At 42.2% G+C, this 18,144-nt stretch carries 14 protein-coding genes; 8 read left to right on the top strand and 6 right to left on the bottom strand.

Annotation, left to right across the window (positions count from 1 at the left end):
* The first annotated feature begins 134 nt into the window (after positions 1 to 134).
* Positions 135 to 1,703, top strand: coding sequence for a metallophosphoesterase (locus CLI64_RS06510; protein ID WP_103136444.1), 1,569 nt, complete (start codon positions 135 to 137; stop codon positions 1,701 to 1,703).
* 51 nt (positions 1,704 to 1,754) lie between these two features.
* The gene (locus CLI64_RS06505) at positions 1,755 to 2,450 is read left to right on the top strand and encodes a class I SAM-dependent methyltransferase (RefSeq protein WP_225977601.1); all 696 of its coding nucleotides are present in this window, start codon (positions 1,755 to 1,757) and stop codon (positions 2,448 to 2,450) included.
* A 417-nt stretch (positions 2,451 to 2,867) separates the two neighbouring features.
* On the opposite strand, the gene CLI64_RS06500 is transcribed toward CLI64_RS06505, so the two are convergent.
* Complete coding sequence (locus CLI64_RS06500; RefSeq protein WP_103136442.1) at positions 2,868 to 3,686, bottom strand: fasciclin domain-containing protein; 819 nt, start codon at positions 3,684 to 3,686, stop codon at positions 2,868 to 2,870.
* Between the two features lie 436 nt (positions 3,687 to 4,122).
* On the opposite strand from CLI64_RS06500, the gene CLI64_RS06495 reads away from it, so the two are divergent.
* The 4 genes from CLI64_RS06495 to CLI64_RS06480 all read left to right on the top strand — a co-directional run bounded on the left by CLI64_RS06495 (position 4,123) and on the right by CLI64_RS06480 (position 9,731).
* The gene (locus CLI64_RS06495; protein WP_103136441.1) at positions 4,123 to 4,914 is read left to right on the top strand and encodes a glutathione S-transferase family protein; all 792 of its coding nucleotides are present in this window, start codon (positions 4,123 to 4,125) and stop codon (positions 4,912 to 4,914) included.
* A gap of 186 nt (positions 4,915 to 5,100) precedes the next feature.
* Positions 5,101 to 6,837, top strand: coding sequence for an ATP-binding protein (locus CLI64_RS06490; protein ID WP_103136440.1), 1,737 nt, complete (start codon positions 5,101 to 5,103; stop codon positions 6,835 to 6,837).
* A 636-nt stretch (positions 6,838 to 7,473) separates the two neighbouring features.
* On the top strand, positions 7,474 to 8,457 hold the full coding sequence (locus CLI64_RS06485; RefSeq protein ID WP_103136439.1) for an RNA polymerase sigma factor, RpoD/SigA family: 984 nt from the start codon (positions 7,474 to 7,476) through the stop codon (positions 8,455 to 8,457).
* A gap of 608 nt (positions 8,458 to 9,065) precedes the next feature.
* On the top strand, positions 9,066 to 9,731 hold the full coding sequence (locus tag CLI64_RS06480) for a hypothetical protein (RefSeq protein ID WP_103136438.1): 666 nt from the start codon (positions 9,066 to 9,068) through the stop codon (positions 9,729 to 9,731).
* A 157-nt stretch (positions 9,732 to 9,888) separates the two neighbouring features.
* On the opposite strand, the gene cobO is transcribed toward CLI64_RS06480, so the two are convergent.
* Complete coding sequence (gene cobO, locus CLI64_RS06475) at positions 9,889 to 10,566, bottom strand: cob(I)yrinic acid a,c-diamide adenosyltransferase (protein WP_103136437.1); 678 nt, start codon at positions 10,564 to 10,566, stop codon at positions 9,889 to 9,891.
* A gap of 427 nt (positions 10,567 to 10,993) precedes the next feature.
* Between cobO and CLI64_RS31485 the strand changes: the two genes are divergently transcribed.
* Positions 10,994 to 11,197, top strand: a complete 204-nt coding sequence (locus CLI64_RS31485) for a DUF6508 domain-containing protein (RefSeq protein ID WP_225977600.1) — start codon at positions 10,994 to 10,996, stop codon at positions 11,195 to 11,197.
* A gap of 181 nt (positions 11,198 to 11,378) precedes the next feature.
* On the opposite strand, the gene CLI64_RS06465 is transcribed toward CLI64_RS31485, so the two are convergent.
* The 3 genes from CLI64_RS06465 to trmB all read right to left on the bottom strand — a co-directional run bounded on the left by CLI64_RS06465 (position 11,379) and on the right by trmB (position 15,208).
* A complete protein-coding gene (locus CLI64_RS06465) occupies positions 11,379 to 12,791 on the bottom strand; it encodes a carotenoid oxygenase family protein (RefSeq protein WP_103136436.1) in 1,413 nt (470 codons plus the stop codon).
* Positions 12,792 to 12,948: 157 nt separating this feature from the next.
* Positions 12,949 to 14,301 carry an NAD(P)/FAD-dependent oxidoreductase gene (locus CLI64_RS06460; protein WP_103136435.1) on the bottom strand — a complete coding sequence of 451 codons (1,353 nt, stop codon included), beginning with the start codon at positions 14,299 to 14,301 and terminating at the stop codon, positions 12,949 to 12,951.
* Positions 14,302 to 14,566: 265 nt separating this feature from the next.
* Positions 14,567 to 15,208, bottom strand: a complete 642-nt coding sequence (gene trmB / locus CLI64_RS06455) for a tRNA (guanosine(46)-N7)-methyltransferase TrmB (RefSeq protein ID WP_103136434.1) — start codon at positions 15,206 to 15,208, stop codon at positions 14,567 to 14,569.
* 280 nt (positions 15,209 to 15,488) lie between these two features.
* On the opposite strand from trmB, the gene CLI64_RS06450 reads away from it, so the two are divergent.
* On the top strand, positions 15,489 to 16,604 hold the full coding sequence (locus CLI64_RS06450; protein WP_103136433.1) for a metallophosphoesterase: 1,116 nt from the start codon (positions 15,489 to 15,491) through the stop codon (positions 16,602 to 16,604).
* Positions 16,605 to 16,785: 181 nt separating this feature from the next.
* Here the strand turns inward: CLI64_RS06450 and CLI64_RS06445 are convergent, their stop codons facing one another.
* Positions 16,786 to 18,015 carry an FIST N-terminal domain-containing protein gene (locus tag CLI64_RS06445; protein WP_103136432.1) on the bottom strand — a complete coding sequence of 410 codons (1,230 nt, stop codon included), beginning with the start codon at positions 18,013 to 18,015 and terminating at the stop codon, positions 16,786 to 16,788.
* Positions 18,016 to 18,144: the final 129 nt, after the last annotated feature.

The raw sequence follows: 18,144 nt of genomic DNA, 5'->3' as shown, positions 1-18,144 counted from the left end.
TGCATTATATGGGGACGCAATGGAACGCAGATAAACGCGGATAAACGCGGATAAAAGAAATTTGACACGCCAATTAGGTGTGTTAGCGGCAGCGTAACGCACCTCCCCCCTCAACACTTGGGAGATAACGACTAATGAAATTGATTTCCGAACCATCAATCCCAGTTAAAATTCAGAAAATGAAGGAAAGGATACGATGGCAACATCCCAGCATTCAACAAAGAGGAATTGACCAAACTAGCATAGTCATAGACGATAACCGGGACGAAAACCCGGAATTTTCTTTTTTAGTCATTGGTGATAGTGGGACGAAACCTCATTATGGTAGTCATCCCCAAAGACTAGTCGCCGAACTCATGCTTCAGCACAAAGATGAGTGCAGTTTTGTTTTACATACCGGCGATGTGATTTATGTAGTTGGTTCTCATGAATATTACCCAAGCAACTTTATTGAACCATACCGAGAATTTTTAGTTGGTGGAGAACAACCTAATAGGATAGGTAGCGATCGCATGACATTTAATCTACCGTTTTTACCTGTACTCGGCAATCATGACTACTATGATGTCCCCTTTTTGTACCGCCTTGTGACCGGTAGTACCTTAAGACTGCGGCGAATGCTGCGTTACAAAGACTTTGAAATTGGTTGGCATGGTTCTAATCAAGGTGATGCCTATGCTAAAGCCTTTCTTGATTATCTCACCGCCCTCTCCCCAGAAGCATTACAGCGTCACCTAGACCTCCACTACACCGCCAAAACTCATACAGGTCGCTGTCTGCGTTACGTACCAGGAGAATTTACCCGTATCCCCAACCGTTACTACACCTTCCGCTACGGTGGGATAGATTTTTTCGCCCTTGACTCAAATACTTTTAATACACCTTCTCCCCTCCCCAGCACCCAAGCCGGAGATATCTACCGCCGGGAATTACAACAGCGTCGCCAAGAAATAGACAAAGAAGAAGAATTAATTCTTAACCAATGTGACCAACTCAACCCCGACAACCCCGCCGACGCAGAACAACTCGATGACCTCAGCGCGAAACTAGACCAAATCAACGAAATCAAACTCGACATCGAAAAACAACTCGCCTCTCACGATACCCCCCCTACTGACTGGGAACAGTTAGACTGGTTACGCCACAGACTAATCGAGTCTTGGCACAATTCCCAAGTCCGGGGAAGAATCATCTTTTTCCACCATCCCCCCTACGTTACCGAAGGCACCAAATGGCATCAAGCCCAAACCTTAGCAGTGCGTCATCGTTTGCGTTGGGTATTGAATCAAGTAGCCGCAACTCTCGGTGATTTAGTCCAAGACCGTCCGTTAGTAGATTTAATTTTCAACGGACACGCCCACTGTTTAGAATATCTCCGTACCGCAGACACCAAACACGCTGACTCTCACCTCAACTGCATTATCTCCGGTGGTAGCGGTCGCCGTCCCCGTCGTCAGCGTCCAGAAGGAAATGAGTTAATGGAAGTTTTTCATGATCAAGCCAATAGTACCCTGCGAAAAGTCGCCGACTCTCTACTTTATGTGGGTCGTCATGGTCAAGGTTTAGAAAGAAAGTTATCCTACTCCTGCGTGCGAATTGATGTCCAACCAGGAACTCCGCCGAAATTTGTCGTCAGACCTTTGGTAGCGGAACGAGTCGGGGAAAAATGGTCTAAAAGTGAGTTGGAAGCGTTTGTTATTTAACCAGATACAACCATGAACAAGCGAGTTTGGCGTTTTTTAGTGATTTTGGGGATGATTTGCGGCTGTTGGTTGCTAAATAGCCAAAATTTAGTAGCCGACACCATAACAGTGTATGAACAACGTGAAACTCACAGTCCTGATGGTATCGGTAAATACTACATGGGTCGAGAAATCGCCCGTTTTATGAGTCATACAGGTGCAGGTTGGTTAGAAAGACCGAGAAGAGAAGCCGAAGAACAGCCAAGTAAAATTATTAGCGCGCTGAATTTACAGCCTGATGATGTAGTCGCTGATATTGGTGCAGGTACAGGTTACTTGAGTTTTCGTATCGCACCCATACTAACTAAAGGTCAAGTGTTGGCTGTGGATATTCAGCCAGAAATGTTAGAAATTATCAAGTTTTTCCGTCAAGAGAAAAATATTCATAACGTTGAGACAGTGTTAGCCACTGCCACCGATACCAAATTACCACCCAATAGTATAGATGTCGCCTTGATGGTTGATGCTTACCACGAATTTGCATATCCCCAAGAAATCATGCAGGGGATTGTCAAAGCTTTAAAACCTGGTGGTAGGGTAGTGTTAGTAGAATATCGGGGTGAAAATCCCTTCATTATGATTAAGCGACTGCATAAAATGACCCAAAAACAAGTCCGCAAAGAAATGCAAGCAGTCGGCTTAGTTTGGCAGGAAACTAAAAATATCTTACCTCAGCAGCATTTAATGATTTTTACCCAAGTTAAGTAGAACAAGGTAAATAATTAAAGGTTTGTAGTGAGAACTTTAGTTCTCTCTTCTCTACGAGAGGCTGCGCCCTAAGCGCAGCTATGCCGTAGGCTTTACGAGACACTCCGCGAACAGAAAAGGACTAAAGTCCTTACTACGAACTGAATCCTACTAGTAACGTCTCTACTGGGTTTTAACATCTATCAAAATCAGTTCCAAAATAAAAGCCTCATTCAAGCGGAAATTTGAATGAGGCTTTTATTCACGTTGAACTCGGTACAGGATGAAAGGCGAAGGAAACTATTTAATACCAATTCTCCAAAATTAAGCAACAGATGCAAAGCCTGAAACCCAGATGGTATCTCAATTTCTTAATTGCGAATTGCGAATTGCGAATTGCGAATTGGTATAAGCCTGTTCCCTAAGTATGTCATCAACCTACAAATCAGGAGGTAGAATCACATTATCAATGGCATGAATGACACCATTACTAGCTTTGATGTCTGCCTTCACTACCTTAGCATCATTGACATTGACACCAGTTTGGGGGTCAACTTTGACGTTGATGTCACCACCTTCCACACTCTTGACTGTGCCAGATTTTAAATCACTCGATAGCACAGCACCAGGAACTACGTGATAGGTCAAAATTTTGACTAATACTTCCTTGTTTTCTGGCTTCAACAATTCTGCTAAAGCATCTTGAGGTAATTTAGCAAAAGCCTCATCAGTAGGAGCAAAGACTGTTAAGTTATCTTTACCTTGGAGAACTTCTGTTAGTCCCGCAGCCTTAAGGGCTTTGGTTAAGGTTTTAAAGGAACCGTTAGACTCTGCTAAGGCTAACAAAGTTTGTCCTTGAGTCTCGCTTGTTGGTGCGCCTGGTTTTTCAGTGGCGGGAGTTTCTGTTTCAGGTGTGGTGGGTTGGGTATCTGGTGTGGGTGTTACTTCAGCAGGTGTGGTGCGACTACCGCGATTATAGGGAGGTTCGTTAAATATACTGGGTCGAGGGTTCAGCCTACCACTTTGTGCTATTTGCTTTTTATCATTGCCCTTAGTGACTGCTATGACATTACTAGGGGTGGATTGAGCATCAATTTGAGGACGTTGACCCCGATTATAGGGATATTCCTGAAAAATTTTAGGATTAGGATTTAATACTTCTTTTGCTCCAGATGGTAAGGAAATCAGGAGACTAACACCGGCCAGACTTACTACACTAGCAAAATGAGTCAGCAGTTTGCTGTAATTGAGCTTCATAAATTTTTTTGTTCTATTTTTACAGCGTGACATTAAAGACTTATAGCATCTTACTAGCAATAAAATCTAACTGTGATATTAGAATTTTTGCTTAAACAATGGCTAAACACCTTTTAATCTTACTGTGTAGCAAGCTAAGACCTAAAAATCATAGCTACATTATTTCGTGTTATGTATTGTAGTTAACTGGCAATTCAGAATTATAGCAAATCTGATTTAAGTGTGCTAATTTAACTGGAGCTAGGGAAAATATTCTTGTTGTCACCAATACATAAAATAAATTTTTCCCTCAATTACTCAAATCTGAAACTGACCCAAAAATGATTTTTTGGCGTGCATGAATTCAGTAGTAAATTAATTATTGATTCAGGAAATTTACGTGAACTAAAGATACAATTATAAAGTTAATCTACTCATTAGTTACAAGGTATATAATATGCTGGAATTATACCAATGGGAACTATCTCAATACTCAGAAAAAGTGCGTTTGATTCTAGACTATAAAGGTTTAGAATACCGCAAAATAGAAGTAACACCAGGAATTGGTCAAGTAGACTTATTTAGATTAACCGGGCAAAGACAAGTACCTGTTTTAAAAGATGGTAATAGATATATTGCTGATTCTACAGAGATAGCTAAGTATTTAGACTTAGAATATCCCGATCGCCCTTTAATACCCAAAGACACCAAACAACGGGGTTTAACTTTGTTAATGGAAGAATGGGCGGATGAGTCTATAGGTATCAAGGGCAGAAAAGCCTTATTCTCTGCTATCAGTCAAGACCAAAATTTCCGTAAAGCTTTATTACCTACATCTACACCAGATGTTCTCAAAACCTTAGTAGAAGGTGTGCCGAGTGATTTTCTCACAGTTTTGGGGTTTGGTGTAGGATATACTCCAGATGTAGTCAAATCCGCGATCGCAGATTTAAAACAAGACCTCGAAGCCCTCACCCTGCTATTAGCCGATAGCCCTTACCTCACAGGCGATGAACCCACCCTAGCTGATTTAGCAGTTGCCGGTTTATCTATACTATTAAAGTTCCCCACAGGAGCTTATCTAGAATTACCAGAAAGCATCAGAGGTAAAGGTGTACCCGGTATAGCCGACAACCCTGATTATGCCGCCTTTTTCGCTTGGCGCGATCGCATCTACACCCAATTCCGCAAACCCCTAATCGGCGTACCCTCCACAGGTTCTGCACCAACAACAATTCAGATTGATTAGTGGGCATGGGGCATGGGGCATTGGGCATGGGGCATAGAACAAGGTAGACAAGGTAGACAAGGTAGTAAAAACTAATGACTAATGACTAATGACTATTGACTAATGACTAATGACTAATGACTATTGACTAATGACTAATGACTAATGACTAATGACTAATGACTAATGACTAATAACTAATGACTAATGACTAATGACTCACAACAACCATTAGGTTCTGTAATTGAAGGTTCTCTGACTGGGGGTTTACAAGTGCGATTACACCCCGATGTTTCCGTTGAGGATATGCGGGTTGGGAAATTTTTAGTCGTGCAAGGGATGCGATCGCGCTTTTTTTGTATGCTGACAGATGTCGCATTAGGCGCAGCTAACGCGCGAATTATTGCTAATCCCCCCAGTTGGGAGGACACTTTTTTACGGGAAGTATTAGCTGGTAGCGGGACATACGGGACGATTAATCTCGCACCGATGTTAATGTTTACCCCAGAAGTGAATGAGCCTTTTTCCTCCACAGACGGTAAATCTGTTAACCCCTTTGTCCCCTCTTCTACTAATTTGGCTTCCTTCCAACCCCAAACTAGTACGACGATGGAATTACTCCCCGTCAAAACTATCCCCAGTCACTTCAGTCAGGTTTATGAGGCGAGTGTGGAAGATTTCCGCCGGGTGTTTGGGTGGGAAGATGACCCCCAAAGGCGTAATTTTTCTATCGGTAAACCCTTGGATATGGATGTCCCAGTGTGTATCGATTTAAACCGCTTTGTAGAGCGTAGTAATGGGGTATTTGGCAAATCTGGTACAGGTAAATCCTTCCTCACCCGCTTACTCTTAGCAGGTGTTATCCGCAAAAACGCTGCCGTTAACTTGATTTTTGATATGCACTCAGAATATGGTTGGGAGGCAGTCGCAGAAGGTAAAAATGTTAACACAGTCAAGGGACTCAAGCAATTATTCCCTGGGAGAGTCGAAGTTTACACCCTTGACCCTGAATCTACAAAACGCCGGGGTGTAAGAGATTCCCAAGAACTCTATTTGAGTTATGAGCAAATCGAAGTTGAAGATATTAAATTATGTAGTCGAGATTTAGGTTTATCGGAAGCCGCTTTGGATAACGCCAATATTTTATATAGTGAGTTCGGCAAATCTTGGATTGTCCAACTGCTGAACATGACTAACGAAGAAATTGAGATGTTTTGTGATGAGAAGCGCGGACACAAAGGCTCAATTATGGCGTTACAGCGTAAATTATTGCGCTTAGACAGTCTGAAATATATGCGGGCGGTATGTCCCCAGAACTATATTAATAAAATCTTACAATCCTTAGAGGCTGGGAAAAATGTAGTAGTAGAATTTGGTTCCCAGTCAAATATGCTCTCTTATATGTTGGTGACAAACATGATCACCAGACGCATTCATGAGCATTACGTCAAAAAAGCCGATAAATTTTTGCAAAGTAAAAATCCCAGCGATCGCCCCACACCTCTAATGATTACCATTGAAGAAGCCCACCGCTTCTTAGATCCTGCGATCGTGCAGAGTACCATCTTCGGGACGATCGCCCGTGAACTGCGGAAATATTTCGTCACACTATTAGTAGTTGATCAACGACCCTCTGGGATAGATAATGAAGTCATGTCCCAAATTGGCACTCGCATCACCGCCTTACTCAACGATGAAAAAGACATCGACGCAATTTTCACAGGTGTTTCTGGTGCTGGTGGCTTAAGGTCTGTACTAGCCAAGCTAGACTCTAAACAACAAGCCTTAATTTTAGGTCACGCCGTCCCCATGCCCGTAGTAGTCAGAACCCGTCCTTACGATTCCGTCTTCTACTCTGAAATCGGTGATCCCGCTTGGGAAGAAAAACCCGACGCAGAAGTATTCGCAGCTGCGGAACTAGCGAAAGCTGATTTAGGGTTTTGAGAGTCAATAGTCATTAGTCAATAGTCATTAGTCATTAGTCATTAGTTTATCTCCCTACCCCATGTCCAATGCCCAATGCCCAATTCCCAATTCCCGATTCCCGATTCCCCAAACAACCTATTAACTACAATCCCTAAAAGCTAATTCCTAAAATCTCTTGTTCGTATCTTCCCCCCATCATCTTGCCTCTGGGAGTTCGGTTATTTCCCTAGCAACAAGCAACAGCTTACCGGATTTCCGCGTCACTATAGATATAGTTAGCTTGCGTAAGGAAATTCATTTTAAAAAAAACACAATTTTGTAATATAATATATATCCCTCTGCGGGCTACTTTACTATTTGCCGGATTTGCTCTACTATAAATTAAGTAGAACTCATACTGACTTCAGATTGAATCGTTGCCGCCCGCAACTAAAGAAAGAATTCTTGAAAAAAACCCAGAATCGTTGGTCAGAGACTCAAAAATAAAGGGAAGGTAGGGGAACATATCTCAAGCACGCGCCTTCTGAAAAATCGAGATCCGCAATTGTTGAAGTTTTGGTAGAAACGGATGTTCTGTGATATCTGATTACTTTTCCCTTTCAGATGTATTTCTCAAGTATTGATTGTGTTTAGGGAGTAGAGGACAACGCACCAATGCCTACTGTTAACACCCACAACGAAGACCTGAACGCCAAATTCACGGCTGATATGGTGCGAACCTATCTGCGAGAAATTGGCAGAGTTCCCTTGCTTACCCGTGAGCAGGAGATTGTTTACGGGAAGCAGGTGCAACAAATGATGTCACTTCTAGATGCTAAAGATGCTTTAGCGAAGAAGTTAGAGCGCGAACCTAGTTTACCAGAGTGGGCAGATCATGTCCGCAAGTCGGAAACCGACGTTAAACAGACGGTAGCTCAAGGTAAGCGCGCCAAGCAAAAGATGATTGAAGCGAACTTACGCTTAGTAGTGGCGATCGCCAAAAAATACCAAAAACGCAATATGGAGTTTTTGGATCTAATCCAAGAGGGAACTTTAGGATTAGAAAGAGGCGTAGAGAAATTTGACCCTATGCGGGGTTATAAATTCTCCACCTACGCTTACTGGTGGATTCGCCAAGCAATTACCCGTGCGATCGCTCAACAAGGGCGCACCATCCGCCTACCTATCCATATTACCGAGAAACTGAACAAAATTAAAAAAGTCCAACGCGAACTAGCTCAGACTTTAGGGCGATCGCCTTCTCCAGCCGAAATCGCCAAAGAACTAGAACTAGAACCTGCTCAGATTCGTGAGTATCTGAACATGGCGCGCCAACCAGTTTCTTTGGATGTGCGAGTAGGTGACAACCAAGATACAGAACTCCAAGAAATGCTCGAAGATGAAGGCCCATCTCCAGAGTATTACACTACTCAAGAGTTCCTCCGCCAAGACTTAAACACCTTGTTAGCGGAACTCACACCCCAACAAAGAGAAGTGTTAGCACTCCGCTTTGGTTTAGAGGATGGTAACGAAATGTCTCTAGCAAAAGTCGGTGAACGCTTAAACCTCAGCCGTGAACGCGTCCGCCAACTAGAACACCAAGCCTTAGCTCATCTCCGTCGTCGTCGAGCTAATGTCAAAGAGTACGTTGCTAGCTAGTTACATAGATGTAGCCGTACTACATCTCCCTAAGATCATGCGCCTCCTGAACCCAGGGGGCAATTTTTTTGGTCATTAGTCATTAGTCATTAGTCATTAGTCATTAGTCATTAGTCATTAGTCATTAGTCATTAGTCATTAGTCATTACTCATTACTCATTAGTCATTAGTCATTAGTCATTAGTCATTAGTCACTACTCAGCACTCAGCACTCAGCACTCATCACTCATTACTCAGCAATTTTCCGAAATGGGATGAGTGAGTGTTGTAGATATCTATGTACTTAACAAGATGAGACTTAATTGAGGTGAAAAAGTCCACTTTCTTGAACTGCTAACCATCACAGAGATCAATCAAAATCTCTTATTTGATGGAAATCTGCGTTCACATCCTCCAATCGGGTGAATCTTATGGGTGAAGCGTAAGGTTATTTAGCGGTGATAATGTGAGACTATCATCGAAAATTCACTAAAATCTCATTTTTTCAAAAGTCTACTATTGATAGACATTTTAATCAAACTTTTGACCGAAACTTAAACGCACAAGACTTAGGTATGGTTTAAGTGAGTCGCTGAGGAAGTCGTGAAATTCGTAACAGGAGGAGTCGGGTGCTTAACAATATTGCTAACATCTTTTCTTTGCGCCAATTGACAATCCCCGCCGTTGGCTTAGTTTTTACCCTGGGTATGGTAGGTAATCAATCACCTTACTCTACAGACGCGATCGCTGCTACTATCCCCACACAGACGCAACAAACACAAGATAGTTCCCTGACTCCTGTTTCATTACAATCCGAACAAATAATTGAAAATCTTCAGTCACAAAAATCTACACAATTTGACTCAGTCAATTTAGAAAATAATCTTAATACTCAAAAAGCTGCCAAAGAATCAGGAATCAACCAAAAAGTTAATATTCCTGTGGAAGATGGCATTTATTTGTATGGTCAATCACCACAACCCAACCAGATAGGCCAAGGTTACGTTGTCTTTCAAAAACGACAAGGTAAATTAGTCGGTGCATTGTATATGCCTAGGTCTGAGTTTAGCTGTTTTCAAGGCACAATGAACAAATCTGGAGAGTTGGCAATGACTGTCACCACCACACCAGATGTAGGTATTGCGCCAGATGTAGCTACAACAAGCAGAATACCTACATTTTCCGGTGATGAACCAATGACCTACGCTTATTCCGTAGCACTGCAAGACTATCATCAAATTAACTCAATTAGTGCTGACGATCACCGCATTCTGCAAATGTGTACTCAACAATAGGGATTGGGGATAGGAAGAGGCAGGGGGGCAGGGTGCAGGGAGCAATGCGGTCTTGGGCTTTGCCCAAGTGGAGCAATTGCGGAGGTGCAGGGGGAGAAAAACTTGATGTTCCCAGTCCCCAGTCCCCAGTCCCCAATCCCCAATCCCCAATCCCCAACTAAAACTCTATCCCTGGTTGCGCCTTAACGTTTTGATCACGGAAAGGATGTTTAACCAGGGTCATTTCTGTGACTAGGTCGGCGCGTTCAATAATAGGGGCTGGCGCGCCTCTACCGGTCAGAATGACGTGTTTGGTGGATGGTTTTTGTGCAAGACCTGCTAACACATCATCGACTTGTAAGTATCCCATTTTCAGGGCGATATTGATTTCATCTAACAGCACTAGCTGAAAATCGGGGTTGAGGATAAATTCTAGGGACTTTTCCCAGGCTGCATTAGCTTTTTCGATATCGCGATCGCGGTCTTGGGTTTCCCAGGTAAAGCCTTCACCCATTGCGTGAAATTCGATTTGGTCGCGCCAAAGACTAAACACCTTTTTTTCTGAAGGTTCCCAAGAACCTTTGATGTATTGAACGATCGCCACTTTGTAACCGTGACCGAGCGATCGTAACACCATTCCTAGTGCGGCGGTTGTTTTCCCTTTACCGTTACCAGTATTGACAATAATTAGCCCTTTTTCTGGCACAGCTGAAGCTATGCGTCGTTCTTGTACTTCTTTACGACGCTGCATTTTTTGCTGATACTGTTCATTAGTCAGATTAGCTGACATTATTTCATCAATTAAACGTTCAATTTCCTTATCTGATTCTAATGCTTCTTGTGTATCGCTTATCATCAAAATCACCAAGAATACAGAAAATAAATTTGACAATTAACCAAACCAAGAGCAATTTATGCTTGGGTGAATGAATATCTGAGGCGAATTTGGCAGAGAATCAAAAAAATTGGGGGAAATACTGCTATCTTTACTAAACCTTCTCTCGTAGGAGATGTTGCGGACAGGATTTAGTAGTTCACTGTATAAGAATCTCTTTAATGTACTTCTAGCACGAAATTTTGCAAATAGTCTTGAGGGTTAAGTATGTCTCACAACATTACGCTAGAAAATATTGATTGATTATATACTCACGTTTTTACCATTATTTTCTAACCTAAATTGCCATTTACATGACATCCAAGTTGAACTTCCAACTTTAGATACCTCTAATTATTCTAGAGAAATTTAATAACTTCATCACACACTTTACACAGAAAATTTTGTCATATCTTTTGATTGGATAAAATGGCGATATGAAGCTGAAAGTTTAAATGTTGCCGATATTTATACAATACAGAAATTATTGACTGGCCACGTTCGTCAAGAACGTTTTTGTAGTGGACATCTAGCAGATATGCTAGATCATAATCATTTCTTGAAAATGTTGCACAGACTACAAGCAATCTGCCCGTCTGTAACTTTAGATTAATTAATCAGTAGTTAAATCAGATTTTTATGTATCTCAAATAGAGTTGATGATTCATACCAATTTTCTATGAAACTGCAACCAATAAATGATGTAGAGAGGTTGCATGCAACCTCTCTACATTACTCATCACTTATCACTCAGCACGGGCTAAACGCCCCGCTTCCGCTAACAGCACTCACCATTACTGACTTTTCCAAGTTCCGTGGAAACTGTGGGGGATGACGCTGGGTAATTCTAATTTGCAAATAGGTTCTTGGTCTAGGCGATCGCTATCATAGATCCAAACTTCGCTACGATGCGAATTACCGTCATATACCACCGTTAACACCCAATCTTCTACAGGAACGGGTTCAGAAGGATAAAAGTTTTCCCCTGGGTTAGCTTCGGTGAGGGTTTGGGTCTTGTGGTCAAAGCGAGCGATCGCGTTTAATATTTCTTGGCTGATGTCTGTACCTGGGCGAGTTATGGACATATAGGTGTAACGCGAAGCTTGTCCGACATTGGCATTAGGGACAAGGGGGAATTCACAAGTCCGGTCTAATAATGTTTCAATGGCGGTGACTTTACCTGTTTGGGGTTGCAATTGCACTCGCGTTAATGTCGTCTCAGCTAGAGTATGAGTTTCACCTGCGGCGATTTCTTTAAGATATTGGTTAGTTTGAAAGTCTTGATAACGGGCAAAATCTATAATTACCGTCCCACTGGGATCAACATAACCGTTAGCAAAGTGCCACTGATACCAAGGTTCTGTTTTAGCACGACTGACTAAGGTTAGTGTCTCACGGTCAAATACTAAAATTTCTGTTCCTAATTCTGGTTGCCATTTCATCGAGTCGCTGTAAGTCCCGACACCAAACAGCACAGGAATCACATTAATTCTGACTGGTGGGGCAAAAAAGATGAGATATTGACCAGCTAACACAAAATCATGAATTGCTGGGAAACCTTCTAACGTAAACTTAGTCTTTTGCAGAATCTTGCCAGTATAGTCACTTTTATAGATATTCAAAACAGCATTGACGCTGGGAGTAACACCAAAGTTGAAAATTTCCCCTGTGTGGGGGTCAACTTTGGGATGGGCAGAATAGGCTAAATCTTTATCTAGCCCACCTAAATTATCTAGTCCGTGAGTTTCTAGGGTTTCGAGGTCAAGGGCGTAGGGGTGATTACCTTCCCACAGTGCCAGGAGTTTATCCGGTAATGCTAACACTGACGTATTCGCAGCGTGTTTCACCGGTCGTAGCCATTGATTCCAAATCGCGCCGGGTGCAGTCATCCCATAATTACCGTATAAAAATTTCCCGGCTGTGGTTTCGGCTTGATAACCTGTAGTCTGTACGTAGCGATAAACCGCACTAGCCCCTGCATCAGTGAACTTGACAGCTAGAATTGCCCCGTCCCCATCAAACCAATGCCCTACACGCACACCACCCCGTTCTAGCCTGGCTGCACCATTGCGATAGAGTGTACCACGCAAGCGATTGGGAATACTGCCGGCGATAATTGGCAACTGGGTAGGCGGAAATTCCTTTGCCGGTTCAATGACTGCCTTTGCCCAAGCTTTTTTTGTTGACTTTTGATCCAATGTCTGCATATCAAGTTACCAGTTTATCTTCCCTGGTAACTTATGTTAGTAGAGATTTTAGGGCAGGGGGCAAGAGGCAAGGGGCAAGGGGGACAAGATAGACAAGGTAGAATTTATTCTCAACTCATCACTCATTACTCATTACTCATTACTCAGCACTCATTACTCAGCACTCAACACTGCTACTATTGCTCATAGGTTGAGATGCGGTAAAAGCTTCTCTACCTGTAATTAATCTAGAGCGACGGTTACGAGTGATATAGTTCCACGCCCATTGAAATACTACTAGTAATTTAGTGTCAAACTCGATTAAGAAATAAATGTGGATGACTAGCCAAAATACCCAAGCCAGGAAACCCGTGAGTTGAATATAGCCTAAATCTACAACAGCTAAATTCTGTCCGATCATCGCTAAACTACCAACGTCGTTGTAATGAAATTCCGGCAAAGTGCGACCTCTTAACCGTTTTTTGATCAGTTTAGCTACATACTCTCCTTCTTGTTTGGCTACGGGTGCAACACCAGGTAAGGGTTTACCATCTTGATGGGAAAAGTTACCTAAATCTCCCACGACAAAAATATTTTTATAACCTCTAACTGTCAAGTCTGGTTCTACAATCACGCGTCCTGCATGATCACACTCTACTCCTGTACGTTGTGCCAAGATTTGTCCCATTGCAGAACCTTTTACACCTGCTGCCCACAATATAGTTTGGGAGTGAATTTCTTTCACTTCACCATCTTTCTTGAAGGTAACAATGTTATTTTCAATGTTTGTCACCCTCGTCTTAGTGTGCAATTCCACACCCAATTTTTGCAAAGCTACTGTAGCTTCTTCCGATAAATCTGGTGAAATGTGTGGGAGGATGCGATCGCCCCCTTGCAATAGTAAAATTTTGGTTTCTGAGGTGTCGATGCTACGGAAATCTTCTTTGAGGGTTTTGTATGCCAATTCTGCGATCGCACCCGCTAATTCTACACCGGTAGGGCCGCCACCCACAATCACGAAATTCAACCAAGCACGGCGTTTTTCTGGATCAGTTTCTTTTTCTGCGGCTTCAAACGCGCCAAATATCCGACGACGCATTTCTATCGCATCTTCAACGGTTTTTAACCCAGGTGCAAGGTCTTTCCAGTGATCTTTACCAAAATAGGAGTGATTAGCACCTGTAGCAACGACTAATGTGTCATAGGGGATGACTCTATCACCCATGATGACTTTTTGTGATTTGGGATCAATATCATTTACTTCCCCTAGCAATACTTGTGTATTCTTACTTTTGCTGAATACAGAACGCAATGGTGAGGAAATATCTCCAGGTGATAACGTACCTGTGGCAACTTGATATAAAAGTGGTTGGAATAGGTGAAAGTTACGTTTATCAATCAAAGTCACATTAACATTAGCTGTCTTCAGATTCTTAGCTGTATATAATCCGCCAAAACCGCCACCAATAATCACAACTTCATGTGGTTTAGTCTTTTTTTGTGTTGTACTTTTCTCAGGCGAAACGACCATAAGGCATATTTCCTTTTGTTAAGAGGTGTAACTTTTCTTAACAAAGGTGTAGCAGAATTATGGTGATGCTTGCTGTCTATTAATAACAGTTGGAAAAACCACAAAAGTAGTCAAAGATACTATTTTGATGATGGTTCATTGGGCATTGGGCATTGGGCATTGGGCATGGGGCATTGGGGAGAAAAATTCCCTCATTTCTCCCTTCCTTGTCTCCCTCCTAAACCTCTAAACCCCTAAACCCTTACACCCCTAAACCCTTACACTCCTAAATTCTGACACGTTCAAACAAAGCCCGATAAACCGGTTCACCTTTATTTTGTGTGGCGACTTCTCTTTCGGTTGGGACTGGTAAGGGATTTTCTGCTAGCCATTTGTTGGTGTGGACTCTTTGAAAATGGGGATTTTCTGTGAAGCGATCGCACATTTCTAATGCTATAAATTCCATATCAGATTGGAGAAATACTACTCCCCCCACAGCCAAATAGTTAGCTAAATCTGCAACTAATTCGGGTTGTACTACACGGCGTTTAGCATGGCGAGTTTTAAACCAAGGATCAGGAAATTGAATAGTAACACGCTGTAAAATTCCTGGGGGAAGAGAAGATAACAGCACTTTTAAAGAATTATTCGCATTACAAAATACGTAATGCAGATTTGTCAATCCTAGTTCAGAAGACAATCTATTTGCTTCTATGACTAATGCTTCTCGGATTTCCAAACCGAGAAAATTCCAATCAGGTTCTATCTTTGCCATATTCAACACAAATCTTCCCCGCGCACAGCCAATATCTAAATGTAGCGGTTGCTGTGGTTTAGCATAGATGTTTTCCCATTCTATGGGATCTACTGATTTTTGATACTTTTGCGCCAAAGGGTTAACGTGCTGGCGGACTCGAATAAATGGCAAATTAAGACTCCTTTACTTTAGTCAATAGTCATTAGTCATTAGTCATTAGTCATTAGTCATTAGTCATTAGTCATTAGTCATTAGTCATTAGTCATTAGTCATTAGTCATTAGTTTTTACAATGCCCTATGCCCCATGCCCCATGCCCTATGCCCTATGCCCAATTTACTATGTATACAAATGTTAAGTCTAGGCAATCCTACGCTGCTTGGCGATGCAAAGGTTATACTTTTTAAAAAAGTGTGCTTTTAACTACCGTTTTTAAGAATTGTTAGAAATCAATGGTGCTAAATTTTCGCTTTGCCGTAGTTAGCGACTTACATATCGCCCTTCCTCACACAATCTGGGATCATCCTAGTCGATTTCATCTTGTGGAAGTTAGTATTCCAGCTTTTGAACGCGCTATTGAACATTTAACAGAACTTAATTTAGATTTTATTTTACTGCCAGGAGACTTAACACAACATGGTGAGCCAGAAAATCACCTATGGTTACAAAAAAGGCTATCTCGATTACCTTTTCCGGCTTATGTCGTACCTGGGAATCATGATGTTCCAGTTTTGATGGGCAATCAGCAATCTATTCCTTGGGCTGATTTCCCTCGTTATTATCGCAAGTTTGGTTATGAAAATACTAATCAACTGTATTACACACAACAATTGTTACCAGGGGTGCGATTAATTGGCTTAAATTCTAACTGTTTTAATCAAAAGGGTGAACAAATAGGACGCTTAGATGATGAACAGCTAAGATGGCTGGAAGAGGTGCTAGCCGCAGCTAAAGATGAATTAGTGTTGGTGATGGTACATCACAACGTAGTTGAACATTTACCCCATCAATCACGTCATCCGATGGCACACCGCTATATGCTGGCGAATGCCCCTGAATTATTGCAGATACTACGACGTTATGGGGTGAGTTTAGTATTTACAGGCCATTTACACGTTCAAGATGTCGCCTGTGATGATGGTGTATATGATATTACCACTGGTTCTTTAGTCAGTTATCCCCATCCTTATCGAGTATTAGAGTTTCATCGCGATCAACAAGGGAAAGAGTGGCTGCAAATACTATCTCATCGAGTGGAATCAGTCCCTAACTTCCCTGATTTGCAGCATTTATCAAAACAGTGGATGGGCGATCGCTCTTTTCCTTTCCTGATGAAATTACTGACATTACCGCCATTAAATTTACCAGAAACCCAAGCCCAAGAACTAGCTCCCAGTTTGCGAGACTTTTGGGCAACCATTGCCGATGGAGATGCTTTATTAGATTATCCAAATTTTCCCCACAAAGTGCGCCATTACATTCAAACCTACAGCGCGATCGCTCAAACTGGCACTCCCAGTTTCATAGATAATAACAGTACACTCCTGTTACAAAAGAATCCTGAGTAATGAGTGCTGAGTGCTGAGTGCTGTTAGCGGTAGCGCGGCGTTTAGCCGGTGCTGAGTTCTGAGTAATGAGTAATGAGTAATCAATTCTTTAATTTTGAATTTTGAATTGATTTGAGTGCTGTTAGCGGTAGCGCGGCGTTTAGCCGGTGCTGACTAATGACTAATGACTAATGACTAATGACTAACTTTGTCGGCAAATCCCAAAGACAGAAGTATAACCATGTAAAAAAGTTCTACCACCAACGGGGCCGATTTCTCCACCACAGAAAAAGCCGCTAATGGGGATGTTGGGAACGTAGCGTTTAAATAACTCAGAATCAAAATTGGGTTTGCCGTACAATCCCTCCCCACGGCCTACACAAGCAAACATCAAAGCACCAACAGCAGCATGATCTGAGCTTGATTGTTGTTGATATCGCTCCAAAAGAAATTCTAAATCTTCAGCCGAGGCTTGAGCATCCCTAAGATGGAATTGTAGACGTTGGCCGGGACGAACTAAATCCCCAATTGCGATCGCGCCCCCAGACGGATCTACCCCTAAAATCGTCCTAATTAAAAAATCACCTTGCTGCAAAGACATTTTAAACTCATCCATCGCTACCCCAACAAATAGCGAATGCTGTGCTAAAGTCCGTTCTTTTTCACTCAGGCTAGCAATCAAATCTCGCAGCACTACCAAAGGTACTTGCTCATCTATTTCCAAAATAATATTGCGTTCGGCTTTGGTGACTTGTAGTGGCTTACCAATCGGTTTACATCCTTGTGCCACAATCGTCTCTAAAATAATATTGCCACTTAAAGCCAAACCCACAGTCCCTTCACGATATAAACGTTGGTCAATTCCCCCTTTTGTATCATGGGCAAATAAAGCCAGACGACCACCAAAACCCCCTGAACTCGCCTGTCCACCCACAATTACTGAACCAGGATAAGCAAAATCTAATCCCTGTAATAAATCGTTCACACCCGAAGAAAAAGCACTAGAAAGTAAAACAAACTCCGGTTTTGGTGACGATTGCACACCAATCAAGTTAATCCAAGCATCAGGAGAACTATCTAAATCTGGTAAATCTTCAGCCGTCACATGAAAAACTTGTAAATTCACCCCTGGTAAGTGAGCCAAAGTTAAGCTTAAAGCTGGTTCTGCTTCCAATTCTTGGGTTTCTCCCTCCAGGGTAGTACCAATTACCCCACCCCCACTACAACCAACTAAGACAGGTACAGACAATTTTTCGGCTAACAAAGGTAAAACCCTAGAATATTCACTGGCAAATGCCGCAGAAATAAACACCAACCCTAAATCCGCAGGTGCAGTTAACGATGAAACGGTGCGTTGTACCACATCTGCTATTGCTGCTTCTAGGGAAGGACGGGTTGATAGGGCATTTACCCATTGCATTTGATCTGCCATGTGTTTAGGGCTGCTTTTGTTTGTGTGGTCGATAGTTTTGAGTTGTCCTTGCTATGTGGACTTTGCAGCCAACTCACTTAGGACTATGGTTGTAGTATTTTGACCAATCTGCACTAGATCATAGTGTAT

The organism is Nostoc sp. CENA543 (genome assembly GCF_002896875.1).
In the GTDB taxonomy this organism is placed as follows: Bacteria; Cyanobacteriota; Cyanobacteriia; order Cyanobacteriales; family Nostocaceae; genus Trichormus.
The sequence above is the reverse complement of the archived record's forward strand: the minus strand, read 5'-3'. Positions and strand labels throughout refer to the sequence as shown.

What these genes read in the sequence shown, in the direction of transcription:
- CLI64_RS06510 (WP_103136444.1), top strand. Translation starts at nt 135, where the DNA reads ATGAAATTGATTTCCGAACCATCAATCCCAGTTAAAATTCAGAAAATG.
- CLI64_RS06505 (WP_225977601.1), top strand. Translation starts at nt 1,755, where the DNA reads ATGATTTGCGGCTGTTGGTTGCTAAATAGCCAAAATTTAGTAGCCGAC.
- CLI64_RS06500 (WP_103136442.1), bottom strand. Translation starts at nt 3,686, where the DNA reads ATGAAGCTCAATTACAGCAAACTGCTGACTCATTTTGCTAGTGTAGTA.
- CLI64_RS06495 (WP_103136441.1), top strand. Translation starts at nt 4,123, where the DNA reads ATGCTGGAATTATACCAATGGGAACTATCTCAATACTCAGAAAAAGTG.
- CLI64_RS06490 (WP_103136440.1), top strand. Translation starts at nt 5,101, where the DNA reads ATGACTAATGACTCACAACAACCATTAGGTTCTGTAATTGAAGGTTCT.
- CLI64_RS06485 (WP_103136439.1), top strand. Translation starts at nt 7,474, where the DNA reads ATGCCTACTGTTAACACCCACAACGAAGACCTGAACGCCAAATTCACG.
- cobO (WP_103136437.1), bottom strand. Translation starts at nt 10,566, where the DNA reads ATGATAAGCGATACACAAGAAGCATTAGAATCAGATAAGGAAATTGAA.
- CLI64_RS06465 (WP_103136436.1), bottom strand. Translation starts at nt 12,791, where the DNA reads ATGCAGACATTGGATCAAAAGTCAACAAAAAAAGCTTGGGCAAAGGCA.
- CLI64_RS06460 (WP_103136435.1), bottom strand. Translation starts at nt 14,301, where the DNA reads ATGGTCGTTTCGCCTGAGAAAAGTACAACACAAAAAAAGACTAAACCA.
- CLI64_RS06450 (WP_103136433.1), top strand. Translation starts at nt 15,489, where the DNA reads ATGGTGCTAAATTTTCGCTTTGCCGTAGTTAGCGACTTACATATCGCC.
- CLI64_RS06445 (WP_103136432.1), bottom strand. Translation starts at nt 18,015, where the DNA reads ATGGCAGATCAAATGCAATGGGTAAATGCCCTATCAACCCGTCCTTCC.